Annotated in this window: 19 protein-coding genes; 10 read left to right on the top strand and 9 right to left on the bottom strand. The window is 44.2% G+C overall.

All coding sequences use genetic code 11. From position 1 onward, the window contains the following. Positions 1 to 2: 2 nt before the first annotated feature. From AB4512_RS17890 to mngA, 3 genes are all read right to left on the bottom strand, one after another. Positions 3 to 1,169, bottom strand: a complete 1,167-nt coding sequence (locus AB4512_RS17890) for a glycerate kinase (protein ID WP_102320779.1) — start codon at positions 1,167 to 1,169, stop codon at positions 3 to 5. Positions 1,170 to 1,214: 45 nt separating this feature from the next. Continuing rightward, the gene (mngB, locus tag AB4512_RS17885) at positions 1,215 to 3,854 is read right to left on the bottom strand and encodes a mannosylglycerate hydrolase (RefSeq protein ID WP_372175282.1); all 2,640 of its coding nucleotides are present in this window, start codon (positions 3,852 to 3,854) and stop codon (positions 1,215 to 1,217) included. A gap of 236 nt (positions 3,855 to 4,090) precedes the next feature. Further along, complete coding sequence (gene mngA, locus AB4512_RS17880) at positions 4,091 to 6,025, bottom strand: PTS 2-O-a-mannosyl-D-glycerate transporter subunit IIABC (protein ID WP_372175281.1); 1,935 nt, start codon at positions 6,023 to 6,025, stop codon at positions 4,091 to 4,093. A gap of 317 nt (positions 6,026 to 6,342) precedes the next feature. Here mngA and AB4512_RS17875 point away from each other — a divergent pair, with 317 nt between their 5' ends. The 4 genes from AB4512_RS17875 to dcuC all read left to right on the top strand — a co-directional run bounded on the left by AB4512_RS17875 (position 6,343) and on the right by dcuC (position 9,509). Further along, on the top strand, positions 6,343 to 7,059 hold the full coding sequence (locus AB4512_RS17875; protein WP_076646792.1) for a GntR family transcriptional regulator: 717 nt from the start codon (positions 6,343 to 6,345) through the stop codon (positions 7,057 to 7,059). Between the two features lie 232 nt (positions 7,060 to 7,291). Further along, complete coding sequence (locus AB4512_RS17870) at positions 7,292 to 7,492, top strand: hypothetical protein (RefSeq protein WP_372175287.1); 201 nt, start codon at positions 7,292 to 7,294, stop codon at positions 7,490 to 7,492. Between the two features lie 23 nt (positions 7,493 to 7,515). Continuing rightward, complete coding sequence (locus tag AB4512_RS17865; RefSeq protein WP_133151380.1) at positions 7,516 to 7,767, top strand: hypothetical protein; 252 nt, start codon at positions 7,516 to 7,518, stop codon at positions 7,765 to 7,767. 374 nt (positions 7,768 to 8,141) lie between these two features. Next, positions 8,142 to 9,509 (top strand): anaerobic C4-dicarboxylate transporter DcuC, encoded by a 1,368-nt coding sequence (gene dcuC, locus AB4512_RS17860; protein WP_065584770.1) that lies wholly within the window; start codon positions 8,142 to 8,144, stop codon positions 9,507 to 9,509. Between the two features lie 202 nt (positions 9,510 to 9,711). Here dcuC and AB4512_RS17855 read toward each other — a convergent pair whose 3' ends face one another. Beyond that, on the bottom strand, positions 9,712 to 10,344 hold the full coding sequence (locus tag AB4512_RS17855) for a response regulator (RefSeq protein WP_017062609.1): 633 nt from the start codon (positions 10,342 to 10,344) through the stop codon (positions 9,712 to 9,714). Beyond that, positions 10,331 to 12,061 (bottom strand): nitrate/nitrite two-component system sensor histidine kinase NarQ, encoded by a 1,731-nt coding sequence (gene narQ, locus AB4512_RS17850; protein WP_017062610.1) that lies wholly within the window; start codon positions 12,059 to 12,061, stop codon positions 10,331 to 10,333. Before narQ ends, AB4512_RS17855 begins: the two co-directional genes overlap by 14 nt. A 253-nt stretch (positions 12,062 to 12,314) precedes the next feature. On the opposite strand from narQ, the gene napF reads away from it, so the two are divergent. The 6 genes from napF to AB4512_RS17820 all read left to right on the top strand — a co-directional run bounded on the left by napF (position 12,315) and on the right by AB4512_RS17820 (position 16,931). Then, the gene (gene napF / locus AB4512_RS17845) at positions 12,315 to 12,794 is read left to right on the top strand and encodes a ferredoxin-type protein NapF (protein ID WP_017062611.1); all 480 of its coding nucleotides are present in this window, start codon (positions 12,315 to 12,317) and stop codon (positions 12,792 to 12,794) included. A 23-nt stretch (positions 12,795 to 12,817) separates the two neighbouring features. Next, complete coding sequence (locus AB4512_RS17840) at positions 12,818 to 13,123, top strand: chaperone NapD (protein ID WP_017062612.1); 306 nt, start codon at positions 12,818 to 12,820, stop codon at positions 13,121 to 13,123. Beyond that, complete coding sequence (gene napA / locus AB4512_RS17835) at positions 13,120 to 15,609, top strand: periplasmic nitrate reductase subunit alpha (protein ID WP_102320774.1); 2,490 nt, start codon at positions 13,120 to 13,122, stop codon at positions 15,607 to 15,609. Before AB4512_RS17840 ends, napA begins: the two co-directional genes overlap by 4 nt. A gap of 109 nt (positions 15,610 to 15,718) precedes the next feature. Beyond that, on the top strand, positions 15,719 to 16,174 hold the full coding sequence (locus tag AB4512_RS17830; protein ID WP_372175280.1) for a nitrate reductase cytochrome c-type subunit: 456 nt from the start codon (positions 15,719 to 15,721) through the stop codon (positions 16,172 to 16,174). A 29-nt stretch (positions 16,175 to 16,203) separates the two neighbouring features. Then, positions 16,204 to 16,782: a NapC/NirT family cytochrome c gene (locus tag AB4512_RS17825; protein ID WP_017069144.1), complete on the top strand. Its 579-nt coding sequence runs from the start codon at positions 16,204 to 16,206 to the stop codon at positions 16,780 to 16,782. 11 nt (positions 16,783 to 16,793) lie between these two features. Beyond that, entirely contained in the window at positions 16,794 to 16,931 is a 138-nt protein-coding gene (locus tag AB4512_RS17820) for a TIGR02808 family protein (protein WP_017069145.1), read from the top strand. Between the two features lie 127 nt (positions 16,932 to 17,058). On the opposite strand, the gene phaC is transcribed toward AB4512_RS17820, so the two are convergent. From phaC to AB4512_RS17800, 4 genes are all read right to left on the bottom strand, one after another. Then, positions 17,059 to 18,885 carry a class I poly(R)-hydroxyalkanoic acid synthase gene (phaC, locus tag AB4512_RS17815; protein ID WP_017072236.1) on the bottom strand — a complete coding sequence of 609 codons (1,827 nt, stop codon included), beginning with the start codon at positions 18,883 to 18,885 and terminating at the stop codon, positions 17,059 to 17,061. 75 nt (positions 18,886 to 18,960) lie between these two features. Further along, positions 18,961 to 19,308 (bottom strand): phasin family protein, encoded by a 348-nt coding sequence (locus AB4512_RS17810; RefSeq protein WP_017062616.1) that lies wholly within the window; start codon positions 19,306 to 19,308, stop codon positions 18,961 to 18,963. Between the two features lie 130 nt (positions 19,309 to 19,438). Further along, positions 19,439 to 20,650 carry an acetyl-CoA C-acetyltransferase gene (locus tag AB4512_RS17805; protein ID WP_372175286.1) on the bottom strand — a complete coding sequence of 404 codons (1,212 nt, stop codon included), beginning with the start codon at positions 20,648 to 20,650 and terminating at the stop codon, positions 19,439 to 19,441. Positions 20,651 to 20,676: 26 nt separating this feature from the next. Continuing rightward, entirely contained in the window at positions 20,677 to 21,417 is a 741-nt protein-coding gene (locus AB4512_RS17800) for an SDR family oxidoreductase (RefSeq protein ID WP_017062618.1), read from the bottom strand. Positions 21,418 to 21,530: the final 113 nt, after the last annotated feature.

The raw sequence follows: 21,530 nt of genomic DNA, 5'->3' as shown, positions 1-21,530 counted from the left end.
AATTACTTCTCATTAAAAATCTGGCTACCAAGCTTGAGCGTGGCGGCGATATTACGGGCAGTGCGAGTCAGGTTTTGATTCGCTTCTGATAAAACTTGGTCTAAAGACTGAGGTGAACGTACGGTTCCAAATAAGCTAGACATTGAGCCGTAAAGTTTTTCAACGTCTTGCCCCAAAGAGCCCGCAATTCCAATGGTTGGAATACTCAACTTTTGAGCTCGCTGAGCGATGCCGAAAGGTGTTTTACCTTGCAGGGTTTGGTTGTCCATCTGCCCCTCTCCGGTCACGACCAGTGAAGCACCTTCAAGAACCTTATCTGCATCCAAGGCATCTAATACCATCTCAATACCCGCTTTAATTTGGATATTGAATGCAAGACTTAACCCCAGAGGTGTACCACCAGCAGCACCAAATCCAGCTGTGTCGCGATGATTAGTACCCGTATGTGCTTGAGCGATATCGGCAAAGTGCCCGATCGCAGTATCAAGTTGTTCAACTTGAGCTTTTGATGCGCCTTTTTGCGGACCAAACACAGTACTGGCTCCGCTTTCGCCACATAATGGATTATTCACATCACACGCGACCACGAACGTCACTTCTTTGCATCTAGGGTGCAGTCCTTCAAGATCGATGCTTGCTAACCGGCTTAATTCGGCGCCGCCACCAGATAGCTCGTTGCCTTGCTTGTCTAATAACTTGCCTCCCAACGCTTGTAAGATGCCAGCACCTGCATCATTGGTTGCGCTGCCGCCCAAACCAATAATGATTTGTTCAACACCTTGATCTAGTGCATCTTTGATCAATAGCCCAGTACCAAACGAAGATGCGGTTAACGGTGCTCTTTCTTCTACGGTTAATAGGTCTAAACCCGATGCTTGAGCAAATTCCACCAAGGCAGTTTTTACGTTGGCGCCATCAACAGTCTGTTCCAACGAAGCCCAATAAGCCGTACATTCACGCCCGATTGGATCCGTCGTGTGCAGCCGTTGCTTCTTACCATTGAGCGCCTCTAGCAACACGTCTACCGTGCCTTCTCCGCCATCGGCGAGTGGCATTTTCACAAACTCTGCGTAAGGGAAAACATCGGCAAATCCACGCTCAATGCAAGACGCAACTTGATGAGCGTCGAGTGATTCTTTAAATGAATCAGGGGCAATTACAATTTTCATTGTCGTTCACCATTCCCGCCCACCAAGGTGAGCGGGTTATCGAAATTAGAATTTGATTTGGAATGTTTTTGCTTGGCAAGGTGCTATCTGGCCGAACTCTTCAGATGCTACATCACCTTCGCGTACGCGCTCGTCCATGCTTGTCTCTTTCCAGCTTGAAACCGCTTGAGTAAAAGAGATTGAATCCGATACTGAACCCGATTCTGCCGGGTTGTAGACACGCATGATCAGTGCATCTTCGTCTTCCGCTTTCTTCAGCACACTCAACACCGCGCCTGATTGTTGCTTAGACAGAAGGCTAAAACTCATAGGTAGGTTCTGCTCACCCACGTTGAGCTTCATCGCGTTGTAAGGGATCTTGTTGTAGCATTCGATTAGAGTGACATTGTCACGTGCTTGCGCCATGATGTTCGCGTCAATATGGTTACCAGAGAAGCCACACAGTGTGAATTCACACACTAATTTGCCGCGCACTTGTGAATCTGGGGTCGGGATCTTGATACCAGAAGGACGCCCCGGACGAAGCAATAGCTCTTCTTTACCCAACACGCCAATACCACGGAATAGTGTCAGTGCGAAGGTATCTCTATTTTCGTCACCTTTAGATGCAATCACTTCAAATTCACGCAGACCATTCGACATAATAGCCATACCCGCTTTGCCGTTTTCTAGCGCAGCAAAGTTCATTAACTGATACACAGGAACCGGTGCTTCTTTCCACTTCTCTTCTTCCCAAACCGCCATTGCAGGGTCATTGGTTGGTCGAGTAATACAACCGAACTGGTTATCTGCTACCACAGTTTCAGAAATAAATGGCGTAGGTACTAATACACGTACACGGTGGTCGTCGGCTTGGTTGTCCAATTCCATACGGACTTCGATGCGGCGAGAACCTTGCTTCAATACCACTTGGCATTGCGCTTCAACGAATCCATTTTGACCCGTGCGTTCTTCACGCTCTGTAAGGTTTGCTGGCACGTTCATGCGGAAAGCGATGTTTGCTACCGATTGGAAACCTTGGTGGTCAATTGATGTTTCTACCGGGAATTCATCAGAGTACAACAGCCACTCTTGACGAGATGGAGAGTAATCGTACTCATCGCCGTCATCAGAACCATCTTCTAAACGAAGTGCTTGGTCGAATACTTGCTCTGTCTCTTTATCGAAAATAGTCAGAGTACCGTTGTCGTTTACATTAATTCGGTAGTATTCGTTCTCTAGCAAGTAGTCTTTCTGCTCTGCGACTTTAACTGCGCCCTTCTCATTACCTTGGATGTGTAACGTGGTGAAACCCATCGCTGGTACAGTGCGTTTGATATGAATATCAAACTCCATGAAAGGGTCGTAGTTGCCGTAGTGAACGATTTGACGGTCTACTTTACCTGGGTCGATTTGGCGCTTGTCTTGGATGAAGTATTCAACTGGGTTTTCGTTTTCATCAAAGATAGAAAATTCTTGAGCACGGATAGTGATGGTTGTGTTCACCACTTCTTCACGCTCATACGGAGAAAGGTTAAACATCGCCAGTTTGTCGCAACCTTCGCGATCCGGCATATGGTCAACGATTTTACGTTTGTAGAAGTGGATTAGGTTTGTCGCCATGTCGTCCGCAAGGATGTAACGGTTTAGGATTTCAGCGTGTACCTTGTCTGAACAACAGCAACCAATAGAGTCATGAGCGTGGTTCTTCATGCTCTCTTTCCACATTTTCTCAATCAAACCGTGGTGGTATTCAAAACCTAATGTCCAAGCGATAGACGCTAGCGGTTCTAAGATGTTTACAATCTTGTTTTCGATTTCTGCGTGGATCAGTTTGATGTCCATACGCGTAGAAGAGATCGTACGGTGAACACGCATGTATTTACCGTCGTTGAACTCGCCTTTGATTGTGTCGAGTTGGTCGCGCGCCGCTTCTACTTTCTCGAACACTTCTTCGTAACGGCTCATTGAGAATTCACGATCTGGGTAGATTTCGCGAAGCTTGTCCATTACTTCAAAGATGTCTTTTTGAATCGGCATTTGGTCATGACCGTTCGGCAGTAGGATGTCTTTGGTTACCGATGGTTTCTCTAGCACTGGGAAGTACTTATCTAGACGAGCACGCAGGCCTTCTTCATCTTGAGGAAGGTATTTACCAATCGCGTAACCCAGCGGAAGCACTTGTGCCGTTACTTCACTGCCGTCGTTTGACTGCCATAAGAATTCTGTTTTGTTGGTGCCGTGACGCTCTGAACAACCACGCCAGAACATTGCACGCGTGATATCGAAGCCGTTGTAGATCATCGGTAGCTGAGAGCTCATGCTGAATGAATCTGGTAGGTAACCGATCTTCATTGCATCGCCAAATTTCATACAGTCACGAATGCCATACATCATGTTACGCACAATCGACTCACCAGAAACTTGCATTGTGTCGGTTTGAGAATACCAAGGGCCAATAATTAACTTGCCCGCTTCAACCAATGCTTTTACGCGCTCTGTGTTTTCTGGTTTGATTGCGAAGTAGTCTTCTAAAACGGCGGTTTGACCATCTAGAACGTAGTATTTGTATACTGGATCGCTCTCCAGACGGTTCATGATTTCTTCCATGTTGTTCACAAGAAGAATACGAGACTCTTCTGTTGTGAAATACCATTCACGATCCCAGTGCATGTGAGGAGTAATATGTACGCGTGATGTAGTCATAATCATTTACCTAAATGTGTCGCTTCGAGTAAAACTAAAGTTCGAACCCAAATACGACTAAATTAAATTTTTTCAAGGGGTTAAAATTGGCTGCCACTAAATTTAGGGTGCAGAAAACCACGCCCAGAATCTGTGTGAATAAAACCGTTAGGAGCACAGGTATTTAGGGCAGCCAGTTATTTGTTATTTTTTATATATTGATTTCGCAGTGAGTTAGGAGCTAACTCAAAATTCAGTTAGTTCTGTGTTGCAGTACTTGCTTCAAATTTACCCTTTTTTACCGCGTGACCACGCCACATCAGAAGAGTAATGGTTGAAATCACTGTGCCGACAATCGCAGCACCGAACCAGATTGCAGCAGCAGAGAATGCGCCTAAACCAGAATCGTGTAACAAGAAAATAGAGAAGATACCTGCGCCCGGAGTGGATAGACCAATACCTGCCGCACCCACCATTGCACCTGTTACTACAGAGCCTAGTAAGAATGAGCCGATTACACGGATTGGATCTTCAATCGCCATTGGGATTGCACCTTCAGTAATACCCGCAAGACCAAGTAGCCATGTAGATTTACCGGTTTCAATCTCAAAGTCTTTGAATAAGCGTGGAGCAATCATGGTAGAAGCCGTTACCGTGAACGCCGATACCATTTTTACTGAGCCAAAGATTGCGTAAGGACCATAAACACCGTTTGCCATTGCACCTAAACAGAATGCGTAAGCAGCTTTGTTTACCGGACCACCTAGGTCGAATGATACAAACAGACCTAAAATTGCACCCAATAACAACGCATTGGTGCCTGACATACCGTTCAACCAGTCCGTTAAACCTTGGTTTAAGAACGCAACAGGTTTACCGATAACAAACAGCATCAAGCTACCCGCTACCAAAGTACCAATCACCGGGTAAAGGTAGAAAGTAAGGAAGCCGTTAAATGCAGGGCCTAAGCGAACATGCTCTTTCACCCAGCGCATCACGTAACCCGCAATCAAACCACCAACAACACCGCCTAGGAAACCTGAACCAATGATGTTTGCAGCAATACCCGCAGCAAAACCAGGACCAAGTGCCGGTTTGTCGGCTAATGAGTAAGCAGTGTAAGCTGCCAGTACTGGCACCATTAATGTACCTAATAGGCCGCCACCTAATTTACGATACATCCACAGCCAAGAATCTTTTGTTGCGTAAAGCTCTTGCAGGTCAAAAATTTGCGCAATAAGAACAGCAACCGCAAGAACAGTACCACCAGCAACGATAAGAGGAACTGCGTAAGAAATACCAGAAAGCAGCGCTTGTTTAAGCTCAGTTTTCAGTGGCAGTTTTTTCGGTTTGTCATCAGTAGCCACTGTACGCTCTGCACCGTTACCTTTTTTCGACTCTTCAATCGCTTCATTTAGAATGCGTTCACCGTGTTTAATCGGTTCTGCAACTGGCGTTTCAACACGAGGGATTCCGTTAAAACGATCCACTTCTTTAATCGCGACTTCAGCAGCAAAAACACACGCCACAGCATTGTTTAATTGCTCAGCCGTCAAACGATCTTCAATGCCATTTGCGCCCTGCTTTTCAACATGAACCTTGTAGCCAAGCTTTTTGCCCGCTTTTTCAAGGTATTCTGCAGCCATATAGGTGTGAGCAATGCCTGCAGGGCAAGCAGTAACACATACAATTGTCGGCGCATTTGTATCTAAGTTGTCTTGTTCTTCTTCTTGCTGATTATCGCCATCAAGAAGCGCGAAGATTTCATCAGCGGTTGTTGCTTTTAATACTGCTTCACGAACATCGTCATCAACCAATGTGGTTGTCAGTTCGGTCAGCAGGTGCATGTGGGTAGAACCCGCTTCTGCATTTGGAATGGCAATTAGGAAGATAAGATTCACATCTTCGTCTTCATCTAGGCCTTTCCATTTCATGTCTTCTTTCAATGTTGCAACAGCGAAACCAGCTTCTTTAACCGCGTCAGTCTTGCCGTGCGGTACTGCTAGGCCTTCGCCAAGCGCTGTCGGGCCTTGCTCTTCACGAGCAAATACTGCATCAAGATACTCTTGTTTGTTGTGCAGTTTGCCTTGCTGATTCAGTTGGTCAGCAAGTGCGTAAATCGCTTCTTCTCGACTGCTAAACGTAGTTTGCAGATTTACGAGCGACTTATTCGTTAGAGTAGTAAGTTTCATAACCTTTGTCCCATAGTCACGGATTAGTACGACAGTCGTCCCTGTCGACGAGATGAATAATACAACCTCAAGACATTTAATCCGTGATCACGATCTCATCAATACATATTTGTATTTAATTTGTATTTAAACTGTATTGGTAAATCCTTTAAGAAAGCTTGTTATGTATCGTTTAATTTGTATTATATGTACTACAAAACGCCGATACGATGCTCACACTAACCTTTAAAGCAAAGCTTATATAGAGCAAATTTACGTATTTAAGGTACAGGTTGTTAATCAAAGTCTAGTTGTCCTAGCGCACAAATGAGGCAAAAATGGCAAGACTCCCTATGTATCGCCAAATCGCCGATGCAATAAGAGAAAAGATCAGTTCTGGAGAATATAAAGTTGGAGAAGCACTCCCAACGGAAGCGCAATTGCGTGAAGTATTCTCGGTAAGCCGCGTAACGGTTAGGCAAGCACTGAAACTACTGATCGAAAACGATGAGCTTGAAAGCGTTCAAGGCAGCGGTACTTACGTCAAAGAGAACAAGATCAATTACGACATCTACAAACAGTCGAGCTTTCAAGAAAAGTGGGCGCATTTGGATGTGGTTACACACAGTGATGTTCTAGCCTTTGAAATGAAGCCCTGTTCTTTGGCGATGTCTGAACATTTAGATATTAAAGAAGGCGAATTAGTTTTCTACGTAAAGCGTGTTCGCTTCATAGACAACAATCCAATCACGGTTGAAGAAACTTGGTTACCTGTTGCCCTATTCCCAGATCTCACCTATCAAGTGATGCAGACATCAAAGTACGACTTTATTGAGAACACCAAAGGCATGGTGATTGATAGAAGTGAGCAGGAATTGGTACCGATTCTTCCGCCTGAAGACGTTGCTAAACAGTTAGGTATTGACCCAGCTCAGCCTATCATTGAAAAACGTACTCGCGGTTACCTCGCCAATAACACGGTATTTGAATACAGCCGAAACTACTTCACATCTAACGATTACCGATTTACTTTGGTCGCAAAACGCCAAAGATAATACCCATCAGCGAGTTTCTATAATAGCAAATTAACCAGCACAGAGAGCGCCTTGTTCTCTGTGTTTCTGTGCTGTTATTTCAATCATAAACCTAGCTTTCTCCCCAAAATATTCCTAAACCAATATCAAGTAACCTCACGAAAGATCATTCACATTCATTTAAATACTGTTCTCGCGCTTTGACCATAAACTAGGCGCCAAATGACAAGAACAACCGTCGACAGGAATGTAGATGAATACCAAACAACTTGAGAACGCGGTTAGTGAAGTAAGCTTATTCAATCAGCACCTCCACTTAATCCAATCCGTCCATACCATTCCGACACCAAAAGTAAATTGGGAGTCGATTGCCATGGAACCTGCGCCTGCAATGCCAACGGTTCGCTTCGATCACTGTCTACTCATCAGACTAACACTTAGTTCGTCGTGTTAAATCACTTTATATACAAAACCATTATGTCGAAACACACTATCTCACGAACATCGCACCCATTAGCAAATACAATTTCATACACACGATTCCTACCAAAGCTACCTTTAGTTCTAATCGCTTTCTCTATGCCCCTATTCGCAGAAGAAGTTGAAGAAGTGGTACTCGAGGACGAAGTCGTATTAAATGAAGGTTCTGAGTTAAACGAAGAAGCTGAAGAATCGCCTTATTATAACTTGTGTTTTAGCGCTTACTTATGGGAAGTAAGTAGGCGTTAAACATAAGTAATCTTTAAATGTAAGTAAGCTTAAAAGCTAAGATTCTCACCTCTTTACTCCGATAAATACCCACTTCGTTACACGTTTCCTTCCAAAGTACAAAAATACTCGCGATTTATAAAACAACACCATATGCAAATAGAACAACCAAAGGTGATCCAAGTTATATTCTAACAAGCCACAAAATTTGTTTATTAACATCTAAACAACAGTAGTTGTTCATGATTTACAACCACAATTAACATCAAAGAAAATGTTTGTCTTAGATCATATCAACCTCAACTATGCCTCGTGCCACAGTGCAGTTTTCTGTACATTCATTGTCATATTCTGAAACACTTTCTTATATTTTTTTAAACTTTGTGGAGATTTCTATGTTAGAGCTCTTGATCGGATTAGTGATTACTATCGCTGTTGGTTACTTTATTGTGAAAGGCTATAAAGCGGCAGGTGTATTACTGACAGCTGGCCTTGCCCTACTTCTTATTACTGGCCTTATAGGTCACACAGTCTTACCCGCTAAGGTCGCTTCAACAGGTAACATGGTTACCGACTCACTAGAATTCGTTAAGTACATGCTTCAGTACCGTGGAGGCGGCCTAGGCATGCAAATCATGCTTCTTTGTGGCTTTGCTTCTTACATGACGCATATCGGCGCAAACAATGTGGTAGTAAAACAATTCTCTAAACCGCTTGCTGCTATCAAATCTCCATACGTACTTCTTGTTGCGGCTTACATCGTAGCGTGTCTAATGTCTCTAGCAGTAAGTTCTGCAACAGGCCTTGGCGTGCTATTGATGGCGACCCTATTCCCAATGATGACGGCAATGGGTATTTCTCGTCCAGCAGCGGTGGCGGTTTGTGCATCACCTGCAGCAATCATTCTTTCACCAACGTCGGGTGATGTGGTTATCGCAGCAGAAAAATCAGGTATGTCTCTTGATGTGTTTGCTGTTCAAACGGTACTGCCTGTTTCTATCTGTGCGATCATCGTGATGGCGGGTGCGGCTTTCTTCTGGAACAAATACCTAGATAAGAAAGAAAACACGCCAATGGAAAAAGTAGACGTTTCAGAAATTGAAACGAATGCGCCGGCTTTTTATGCTGCTCTTCCATTCTTACCTATTTTTGGAGTATTTCTATTCAACGGTCGTACCATTCCGGGCCTTTCACTTGATATCTACACCATCGTAGTAGGTTCAATTTTCGTGGGCGCTGTTATCGATTACGTTGTGAAGAAGTTTGACGGCGAAAAAACACTAGAAGACCTAGATTCTTGCTACCAAGGTATGGCCGAAGCATTTAAAGGCGTAGTAATGCTGTTGGTTGCGGCGGGTGTATTTGCTCAGGGCCTAATGTCTATCGGTGCAATTGATAACCTAATCGGCCTTGCTGAATCAGCTGGCGCTGGCGGTATCGCATTAATGCTTATCCTGACTGGTCTAACAGTTGCTGCTGCTATCGCGACAGGTTCTGGTAACGCGCCATTCTATGCATTCGTAGAACTGGCTCCGTCACTTGCTGCGAAAATGGGCTTGAACCCTGCGTTCCTAATCATCCCAATGCTTCAAGCATCGAACCTAGGTCGTACAATTTCCCCAGTATCTGGCGTAATCGTAGCGACTTCTGGTATGGGTAAAATCAGCCCATTTGAAGTCGTAAAACGTACGTCTGTACCGGTAATCTGTGGTCTTATCACGGTTATCTTCGGTACGCTTGTATTGGTTCCAATGTCGGCGTAAGCCTTAAGTTTCTAATCTCAAAGAACGAAGAACAAACGAACATCAATACTGAATATAAAATGCGTAAACAAAAAGACGCTGAACTTAATAAGTTCAGCGCCTTTTTTAATGTCACTTTCTCAACATCGTTAAAACTATCGAGACATGTACAAAATGTATAAACAGTCAGGCTTGAAATAGTGTTATCTCAAAGGAACAAGCCCTACTTCATTTCACCATAGCGTTCTAGATACAGAACCGTTGCAGCGGTACGGGAAGGCACTTGCAGCTTTTTCAACAAGCTTTTCATATGTACCTTAACTGTCGATTCAGAAATAAACAGGTGATCGGCGATCTGCTTATTACGGTAACCTTTCGCGACTTCTTGAAGGATCTGCATTTCACGTTCAGTCAGTTGTTCGAAGATATCATTGCGGCTTCCAGCATCATTTAGGTAACGAGCAACCACACTGCTGTAAGCCTTGTCACCGCTGTGTGCTTGCTTAAGCAGTTCAATTAACTCATCGGGTTCAGTGTCTTTCAACAAGTAGCCATCAGCGCCTGCTTTTACAATCGCTTCAATGTCTGCAGGGCTATCAGAAACCGTTAGAATAACAATGTTTGCGCTAGAACCGTCAGTGCGAAGTGCTTTCAAGGTATCTAAACCAGACATGCCCTTCATATTGAGATCCAAAAGGATCAAATCAGGTTCTTCTTCATGAGCAAGAGCAACCGCTTCAGTGCCGTTACTTGCTTCTGCAATCACTTCGAATTCGTCTTCAAAGCTCAGTAATTGGCTTATACCTCTGCGCATCAATGGATGATCATCAACCAGCATTACTTTACAAATCGTCAACTTTAACTTCCTTCAAACTTTTATATTTCAATATGACTGTACAGCCTTCACCTTGCGCCGCTTCAATCGTCAAGTCGCCATTCAGTCTTGCCGCACGCTCCTGCATAATGCTCATCCCGTAGTGGTTCACCTTGGAACTACTTGAGTCAAAGCCATCTCCATTATCTTTTATCACGACTAATACTTCACCGTCCTCATCGATACAGCATACATCTATCAAGTCGGCATTGGCGTGTTTTATTGCATTTATTGTTGCTTCACGAATCAATTGAAGCAAGTGAACCTGACTATGCGCATCAAGCTCGATCGATGAGAGATTATTAGTGAGGTTAATCTTCGCATCGGTTCTCTCGCTGAGCGCCTCAAGCATGGTACTTAAGGCGTCTCCAAAGTTGCCCTCTTTAATGGTCAACCTAAATGTGGTGAGTAGCTCTCTTAACTGGGTATAAGCGTCGGCTAAGCCGTTTCCGATCTCAGACGCGATTTGTTCAGATTGCTCTCGGTGCTGTTGCTCTGGCAGTTTGCCAATCACACGCTTTAATAGTGTAACTTGAATTTTCAAGTACGACAGTGATTGAGCCAATGAATCGTGGAGTTCACGTGCAATCGTGGCACGCTCTTCCATGATAATAAGCTGTTCAGCTTTCTTTTGAGCACGATTGTAGTAGATCGCTCTCGATAGCAGTTGAATGAAGCTTTCGATCAGAGCTTTAGTTGAGTGCCCGTGGTGATATGAACAGTATAAATAGCCGAGAATAAGTTCGTTATCGTCGAGTTTCATCTCAAACTTTTCGTAGTCTAAATTCGAATCGTAACCTTCATCCATAATCAATGAACGGCCTGAGTTATCGACAATCTCGAGCCTCAGTGATCCAATCCCTTCCAAGCTCACGAGATGCTGCAAGATAGCTCGGAAGTTTTCAGGAGCAATACGCGTCACCGTGAGCTCTTGTGACGAGTTATAAAGTGCCTGCAGCGACTGGTTCGCATTTTGCAGCTCAATCGTCTTTGCATCCACCACATCTTCAAGGTTTCGATAAAGCACGCCTAAATCTTTGGCCATCGAGTTGAAGGTTTTGGTCAAAATGCCCATTTCGTTGTTACTGGTCACCTTGAGTTCTACCTCGAAGTCGCTGTTTTTGATTCTTTGGCTCGCACCGACAAGAGCATGTAGCGGTTTAACAACCTGTTTACGTACAAAGTGAACAACAAAAAGAGATATGACCAGAATCCCACCAAGGCCGATACCACCAGCCCACGCTAACTTTATTAACTTGTCTTCAGAGAACTCTTGCAGCTTATAAACGAAGCCATCGATTTCAGCCACGAAGTTTTCAACCAACACGAGATAGTGATCGCGCTCTTCGCTGTTCAAGACCTGTTTTAGCTCATGCCAACGGCCGATAATTAAATAGTAATCTTCTGTGATGTCTGTCGGAACATTCCAACTGACCAAATTGGTCATGGATGGCGAGTAAAGAGAACTTTCGAATTCACGAATATGAGATTCATAATCGACAGATTCTATTTGAATATCATGGGCTAAACGGTAGCTTTGCATTCGCATTGAACCGGCCACGTTAACCGCTTCCGCATCATTCAAACTTGAAGCCAAAGTAAAGATGGCAAAGCCAGTCGTAGCAACCGACAACAGCAGTATAGAGAGCAAAGATTTTGCTATCGTACTTGTTACAGATGAAACCGGTTTTATAAGCAAAAGTGCCTTCCTATTGATAAATGACTTGCCAGCGATATCGTATTGTCACACATCAAAAATCATAGCTCCATTCAATATGTGATCACTCGCTCCGTAATTTATTGATCTAAGACAATATATGCCCCCAATTAGCCCTTAGGGGGTATTTATACAATTGTTTCTAAAACTACACTACTTGTGAGGACTCATTACAAGATATTAATAGAATAATGACCTACAATTACAACATCTTAGTAACATCTATAGGTATCTAGTGGTAGATCTATCAAAACGCCGTCTTTTTTCTAGACGAAAAGTTGACTCAAGCCAGATTCGTTTGCCTTGGATTGACAGCCTAGAAAGCTTTACAGATGACTGTACTCGCTGCGGTAAATGCATCGAGAGTTGTGAGACTAAGATAATCATTGTAGGCGATGGTGGTTTTCCCACTGTAGATTTCTCTATTGATGAGTGTACGTTCTGCTATCAATGTGCAGATGTTTGTCCCGAACCCATTTTTAAGCCAAAGCAAGGAGAGCCTTGGCAAGCAAAAGCACAAATCTCTGATAAGTGTTTAGCGCAACAAAATGTTGAATGCCGAAGCTGTGGTGACATGTGTGAACCTATGGCCATTCAATTTGAACTTAGAGCAGGCAGTGTTGCTCTACCAAAAATCGAGTTAGATGAGTGTAGCGGTTGTGGGGCCTGCGTAGCAATTTGCCCTACTTCGGCTATTCTTGTGAGTAATGCATAAAACAAAAATAACGAGAGCAATTTATGGCACTAAATGAAGTGCATATATCAAGTTTAGTCGTGCATGTGAGCCCTGAGCATCTAAATGAGATCAAAGCGGAGATCGATCAATTCGATAACGCTGAAATCTACGGAGATAGCCCTGAAGGCAAAATCATCGTGGTCCTAGAAACTGAAAACCAAGGTTTTGTAACGGACACCATCGAAGCAATAAACAACATTAAGAACGTTTTGGGGACAGCTTTGGTTTATCACCAAATCGAAACTGGACTCGACGAAACGGATTTAGAAACTGGAAGTAACAATTCTCAACTTGAGGGTGAAGTATGAAAATGACAAGACGTGCGTTTGTGAAAGCAAACGCAGCTGCATCAGCGGCAGCCGTTGCAGGTGTAACTCTACCGGCAACAGCAACCAACCTGATTGCTAGCTCTGATCAAACAAAAATCACGTGGGATAAAGCGCCTTGTCGTTTTTGTGGTACGGGCTGTTCAGTACTAGTAGGTACTCAAAACGGTAAAGTGGTTGCGACTCAAGGCGATCCAGAAGCTCCTGTAAACAAAGGCCTTAACTGTATCAAAGGCTACTTCCTTTCAAAAATCATGTACGGCAAAGACCGTCTAGAACAACCTCTTCTTCGTATGAAAGATGGTGAGTTCCATAAAGATGGTGATTTCGCACCCGTATCTTGGGACAAAGCGTTCGACGTGATGGCTGAGAAATGGAAAGCTTCACTGAAGAAGAACGGTCCAACAGGTGTTGGTATGTTCGGTTCAGGCCAATGGACAGTAATGGAAGGCTACGCAGCCGTTAAGATGATGAAAGCGGGTTTCCGTTCAAACAACATAGATCCAAACGCTCGTCACTGTATGGCTTCTGCTGTAGTAGGCTTCATGCGCACTTTCGGTATTGATGAGCCAATGGGTTGTTACGATGACTTTGAACACGCAGACGCATTCGTACTGTGGGGTTCAAACATGGCAGAAATGCACCCAGTACTATGGACTCGTATTACAGACCGTCGTCTAAGCCACCCACACGTTAAAGTAAACGTACTGTCTACTTACTACCACCGTTCTTTCGAGCTTGCAGACACGGGTTACATCTTCGAACCTCAATCAGATCTAGCAATTGCTAACTTCATTGCTAACTACATCATTCAAAACGATGCCGTTAACTGGGACTTCGTGAACAAGCACACGAACTTCAAGCAAGCAACGACAGACATCGGTTACGGTCTGCGTGACGATGATCCACTACAGAAAGCAGCCGCAAACCCTAACTCAGGCGAAATGACTGCTATCTCTTTCGAAGACTACAAAGCGTCTGTTGCTGAATACACAGTTGAGAAAGCGTCTGAAATGTCAGGTGTATCTCAAGAAGACCTTATCAAGCTGGCTAAGCAATATGCCGATCCAAACATCAAAGTAATGTCACTTTGGACTATGGGTATGAACCAACATACTCGTGGCGTATGGATGAACAGCCTTGTGTACAACATCCACCTTCTTACAGGTAAGATTTCTACTCCAGGTAACAGCCCATTCTCACTAACTGGCCAACCGTCAGCGTGTGGTACAGCGCGTGAAGTTGGTACATTCGCTCACCGTTTACCTGCCGATATGGTGGTTGCTAACCCTAAACACCGTAAAATTGCAGAAGATATCTGGAAACTTCCAGAAGGCACCATTCCACCGGTACCCGGCGCTCACGCTGTTCTTCAAGACCGTATGTTGAAAGACGGTAAAATCAACGCTTACTGGGTAATGTGTAACAACAACATGCAAGCGGGTCCAAACATCAACACTGAACGTCTGCCAGGTTACCGTAACCCAGATAACTTCATTGTATGTTCTGACCCGTACCCAACAGCAACAGCTCAAGCGGCTGACCTCATCCTTCCAACAGCAATGTGGATTGAGAAAGAAGGCGCTTACGGTAACGCAGAGCGTCGTACACAAGCATGGTACCAACAAGTGAAAACTGTAGGTGAAGCTAAGTCTGACCTATGGCAAATCATGGAATTCTCTAAGCGCTTCACTATTGAAGAAGTTTGGGGTGAAGAACTGGTTGCGAAAATGCCTGAGTACCGTGGCAAAACCATGTACGACGTGCTTTACAAAAACGGCAACGTTGATGCATTCCCACTGTCTGAAGCTCAAGAGCTTAACGACGATGCACAAGCTCAAGGTTTCTACGTTCAAAAAGGTCTATTCGAAGAATACGCAGCCTTTGGTCGCGGCCACGGTCACGATTTAGCACCATACGATCGCTACCACCAAGTTCGTGGTCTACGTTGGCCTGTTGTTGACGGTAAAGAGACACTATGGCGCTTTAAAGAAGGTTCAGATCCATATGCTAAGAAAGGTTCTGATTGGGACTTCTACGGCAAACCAGATGGTAAAGCACTGATCATCAATGCACCATACGAAGCGCCACCTGAAGTACCAAACGATGAATACGATATGTGGCTATGTACAGGTCGTGTTCTTGAGCACTGGCACACAGGTACTATGACTCGTCGTGTACCAGAACTTTACAAAGCAGTACCGGATGCACTTTGTTACATCCACCCTGCTGATGCTAAAGCTCGTGGTCTTCGCCGTGGTGATGAAGTTCTTATCGAAAACAAACGTGGTGAAGTTCGTGTGCGTGTTGAAACTCGCGGCCGTAACCGTCCACCACAGGGCTTGGTATTCGTACCATTCTTTGATGCAAGAATTCTGATCAACAAGTTGATCTTGGATGCAACGGATCCTCTGTCTAAACAGACAGACTACAAGAAGTGTCCAGTTAAGATCACTAAAGTTGCTTAAGCCCTAGGCTTAGAGAAACGATCTTAAGTATTTAATATTGCGACTACTTTTTCATCCTTTTGAAGAAGTAGTCCTCTCAAAGAATTAGCCTTTAGGCGGAGAAATTAACATGAAAAAACTGATTACTGCCCTACTATCAGCCGGTCTTTTGCTAGCTAGCGTAGCTCAAGCTGAGCTGGATAACCCTGGCGGCATTGGTGGCGTAGAGTCTTTACGTGGTGTAAGTGAGCTTGAAGCAACACGAGCAGCTGACGACTTCAAAAAGTACCCTCGCGACCAAGTGCTTGAGAGCGATTACGTATACCAGCCACCATTGGTACCTCACAATATCCGTAGCTACGAAGTCTCTCTGAACGCAAACAAATGTCTGTCTTGCCACAGCTGGAAAAATGCGAAAGAGATGGGTGCGACAAAAATTAGTGTTACTCACTACATGAACCGTGAAGATGCAGTACTTGCTGACGTTTCACCTCGTCGTTACTTCTGTCTGCAGTGTCACGTTCCTCAAGCTAATGCGAAACCATTAGTAGAGAACGAGTTCAAACCTGTTGACTCACTACGCTAATCTTAGCCGTATTGTAGAGAGGCTATTATATGAAATTATTAAAAGCGTTTTGGAAAAGACTTGCGACACCAAGCAAAGCAGCCGTAGGCGTTGTTTTGTTCTTGGGTTTCTCGGGTGGTCTTTTGTTCTGGGGTGCATTCAACACGGGTATGGAGGCAACCAACACGGAAGAATTCTGTTCTGGCTGTCACGCACCTATCGTTGCTGAAATCCAAGAGACAATTCACTACTCTAACCGTTCTGGTGTTCGTGCAATCTGTTCAGACTGTCACGTACCGCATGAGTGGACTGATAAAATCGTTCGTAAAGTTCAAGCATCAAAAGAGCTATACGCTCACTTTATTGCTAAGACAATTGATACGCCTGAGAAATTCAAAGAGCGTCGTCATCACTTAGCTGAGCGCGAATGGGCTCGTTTGAAGAAGAACGATTCACTTGAGTGTCGTAACTGTCACCAGTTTGATTACATGGACTTCTCAGAGCAGAGCCCCCGTAGTGCGAAACAACACTCGACTGCGCTAGCTTCTGGTGAAAAAACGTGTGTAGACTGTCACAAAGGTATTGCACACAAACTACCAGACATGCACGGCGTTGAAGGCTGGCAATAAGGAGCGATTGAATGAGTACTTTAGAAAGCATAATTTGGCACATCCTAGGTTACAGCGCTATGCCAGTTATCATTCTTGGTGGCTTTGCAGGTGTTGCAGCCGTATCTCTTTGGATTTTATCTATGGGTAAAGACAAAGAAATCGATTAACAATCGAGATTCCATCAACTTCTACCAGATAATTCTGATATGAGTTGATACGAAAAAGCCACTGATTTCAGTGGCTTTTTTATTATCTGACGTTGTGTATCTTTATAATTGAATGTGACTTAACGCCCTAAGCTTCGTTTTCTGGCGCTTCTTTCTCTGCGGTCTCTTTATCAACCTGCTCTTGATCGACAATCGGCAGCACCTGTTTTACATAGTTGCCTGGCGCTTTGCCAATCACAGGATTAAGCTCTGAGCCTTGATTGAAAGGTTCGATTTTTTCGTCAGTTTCAAAACCTTGTAGCCACTGATTCCAGTGTGTCCACCAAGACCCCTCATTATGAGTCGCATTAGTTAGCCACTCATCCGCCGAGTCGTCTAGGTTGTCATTCAGCCAGAACCCGTACTTCTTCTTATCTGGATGGTTAACAATACCCGCGATATGACCAGATTCACCAAGCACGAACGTCTTGTTGCCACCGGTATTCAAGGCACCACGGTAAGTCCCCTGCCAAAGCGCGATATGATCTTCTTTCGCTGAAATGAAGTAGCTTGGTATTTTTATCTTATTGAGATCAATCCAGACACCGCCTACTTTCACGCCTTTGTCTTGAACAAGTTTATTCTCAAGGTAAAGCTCACGCAGCAAGAAATTATGGCATTTAGCAGCAACGTTAGTGCTGTCACTGTTCCAGTACAACAGATCAAACTCCATTGGGCTGCTGCCTTTTAGGTAGTTATCAATGTAGTAGTTCCAGTACAGGCTGTTTTCACGAAGCAAACTGAATGTCACGCTTAATGAACGACCATCCATGAATCCTTTAGCATCGTTCTGTTTCTCAATGGCGTTAATGATCGTTTCATTGATATATGCGCCAACCTCTCCCGGCTGAGAGAAGTCTAATAGAGTCGTAAAAAAGGTCGCAGTTTTAATGCGTTTCTTCATTCTTTTAGCAGCATAGTAAGCGACCGTTGAAGCGAGAACAGTACCACCAATGCAGTAACCTGCAGCATTGATTTGCTCTTTACCCGTGATATCTTCAATTGCCGTCACGGCTTTCGCTACGCCTTCCGTGACATAGTCACCGAACTCTAAGTCTTTTTGCGCTTCACCTGGGTTGCGCCAAGACATCATGAAGACGCTGTGCCCTTGCTCAAGCAACCAACGAACCATTGAGTTCTTTTCACGAAGGTCGAGAATGTAGTACTTATTGATGAATGGAGGAACGATCAACAAAGGCGTGGCGTTCACCTGAGGTGTTTTTGGGTAGTATTGAATAAGCTCGAACAGATCATTTTGAAAAACGACATCACCTTCCGTGTTCGCAACATCAACACCTAATCGGAAGGCATTATTGTTGGTCATACGGATCTTGAGGATATCCGCGCTCGCTTCAACGTCAGCTTGTAGCTGCTCTAGCCCATCTAGCAAGTTCTCACCATTGCGCTCAAGCGTTAGCTTCATCAACTCTGGGTTAGTCGCAATGAAGTTACTAGGAGAAAGAGCATTGATAGCCTGACGTGAAAAGAACGCCACACGTTCCTTGGTTTTCTCGTCTATGCCTTCGATTGAATTAATGGTGTCTATATAGCTTTTGCTGAATAACAAATAAGACTGCTTGATAAAGCTGTAAAACGGGTCATTTTTCCACGCTTCATCAATAAAGCGTTTATCACTGCGCTCTTCAGTAATGACGCTTTCGGTATTACCCATCAGTGCGGCATTTTGCCAAATCTTAAGTTGCTGTTCCCACCACTGGGATTGTAACTGAAGGAGAACGGCGGGTTGGTTAGCGGCTTGCTCGAAGATTTTTGACGCATCATCAAAATTCAACTCTTGCATCGCTTGATTTAGGGGAGATTGCGCGGCTTCCTTGTTTTGTTCAAAGTTTTCCCACCATTGCTGGTTTGTTTGTTGAAGTTTAACAAGGTAGTCCGAAAAGAAGTGTTGAAACATAACATGACTCCAATAATCGGAAAATCGCCACCGAGCCTCACAGTAAACACTGTGCTGACTCGATGGCGATTTTATTTATGCAGGTGTAACTGTTTTCAAGTTTTCAGTTGTTAGTGTTTCAACATCTTCTTTGAACTCTTTTGCAGCAGCTTGCATTTTTGAGCTATCACTCATCATCTGTTGAGACAATTGAGTTAGCGCTGCTAGTTGCTGACTGTTGAACGCCGTTAGGCTAGTCACGTCTTTGATTTCAGTCACTGCTTTCATTTGCGCAAGACCCATGTTCGTGTAAGTCTGCATTGCATTCATTTGCAGTTCTGTCATCGTTTGGACGTTCTTTGCAACCAACTTGTTGAACTTTAAGTACGGTTCAAATTGCTTTTCAGTTTGGTCAGTAATTGTTTTGAAAATATCCGTGTACATAAGTAACTCCTGATGAATACATAGTTTAATAAATTTGTGTCACTATCGTTTCAGCCAACGCTCATCGATTAACTCGCGATGCTTTGAAACGCTGATCCGATATTTAAGCTTGCTACCGATATATCAGGCTCTAACCTTCAATACCTTTTAGCAAAACAGCGGTTCCCATTCCCCCACCCACACAGAGTGAAGCAACGCCATAAGTCGTTTTCTGTTCAAGCATTTCATGGATGAGTGAAACAATAATTCGATTGCCTGAAGCACCTAAAGGATGGCCAAGCGCGATTGCACCACCATTCACATTGACCTTTGGCTTGAACTCATCAAGCGGTAAGTCATGCTGCTCTGACAATTGGTACATTACGCCAAGAGCTTGTGCTGCAAACGCTTCATTCAATTCAAACAAATCTACTTCTTCTAGAGTGAGATTCGCCTTATCAAGCGTTTTAGAAACGGCTTCTACTGGGCCTAAACCCATAATCTTTGGATCTAATCCAGACTGTGCGTAGCTCGTTAGCTCTACCAGTGGTGTCAGTCCGTATTTCGCTACTGCACTCTCTGAGGCTAAGATGATTGCACTCGCGCCATCATTGATGCCCGAAGCGTTACCTGCCGTAACAGACCCTTCACGGTCAAAAGCTGGACGAAGCTTTTGCAGACCTTCGAATGTCGCGTCTGACTTCGGATACTCATCGGTATCAAAAGTGACGGTTTGTCTGCGCTGCTTAACTTCTACAGGCACGATTTGCTCGTTAAACTTACCCGCCTCAATCGCAGCAACGGCTTTTTGTTGGCTTTCTAAGGCATAGTTATCTTGAGCTAGGCGCGAAATATTCAACGTGTTCGCGATATTTTCAGCGGTCATGCCCATGTGGTAGTGATTAAACGCATCGGTTAAGCCATCACCAACCAGTAAGTCTTTCATTGAGATGTCACCCATTTTGTGACCATTACGAACGCTCGCTGGTACCACAAAAGGAATTTGTGACATCACTTCAACGCCAGCAGCAATAACCACTTCAGCATCTTGTGCTTTGATGTGCGCCGCTGCGTCCATCACTGATTTCATTCCGCTGCCGCAAATCATGTTCACGCCGTATGCTGGTGTTTCCTCAGGAAGCCCTGCATAGATGGAAGCCTGACGAGCAACCCCCATGCCTTGACCTGCCGAAATCACGTTGCCGACGATTACTTCATCAATCGCATCTAACGAAAGATCGACAGACTCAAGTGCACCTTTGATCGCAACGCCAGCCAGTTCACCCGCAGATACGTTTTTTAGCGACCCGGTAAATGCACCAATAGGAGTGCGCTTAGCCGTAACAATAAATACTTTTTCCATCATTCCAACCCCTTCAGTTTCGCCAATTACTGCATGTACAAGCCGCCATTCACAGACAATGTTTCGCCTGTAATGTACGCGCCAGATTCACTCGCTAAAAAGCCCACTGCGTCTGCAATTTCAACAGGTGTTGCTAAGCGTTTCATCGGAATTTGGTTCTTGATTGAATCCAGTACTTCAGGCTTCATTTGCTCAACCATAGGAGTTGCTGTGTAGCCAGGGGCAATCACGTTCACGGTTACGCCGCTACGAGCGCCTTCTGCAGCCAAAGCTTTAGAAAAACCAATCATTCCAGCTTTCGCTGCTGAGTAGTTAGTCTGTCCAAATTGACCTTTAAGACCATTGACGGAAGAGATGTTGATGACACGGCAGTTACCCTTTTCACACATAGGAGCGAACAAAGGTTGAGTCACGTTGAACAAACTGTTTAAGTTCGTTTCAATCACATCTTTCCACGCTTCGGCATCCATCTTTTTAAAGACGCTATCACGTGTAATACCTGCGTTATTGACCAGCACATCCACCGTGCCTTCTTCTTCTAACAACTTGCTTAAGCTCAGCGCACATTCCGCAGTATTGGTAACATCTAATTCAAACAATCTCACTTGATCTTCGGTGAATTGTTTTTCGTTAAACCAATCCAAGGCACATTGGTAATTTCCAGTAAAATAAGTCGCGATAACACGATAGCCGTCTGCAACTAATTTAGAGGAAATTGCTGAGCCGATACCGCCTTTTGATCCTGTAATTAAAGCAAGCTTTTTCATTAATGGTTCCATCCCTTACAAGCAATTAAATAACAATAATGTTAATAAGATAATGTCTTAGTTGATAATTAAACTTTACGTTTTGCTTTAATTAAACCCTACAACTCAAAATC

Origin of the sequence: Vibrio sp. 10N.222.52.B7 (genome assembly GCF_041474275.1) — a bacterium.
Taxonomy (GTDB): Bacteria; Pseudomonadota; Gammaproteobacteria; order Enterobacterales; family Vibrionaceae; genus Vibrio; species Vibrio crassostreae_C.
This window is presented reverse-complemented; position numbering and strand designations above follow the sequence as displayed.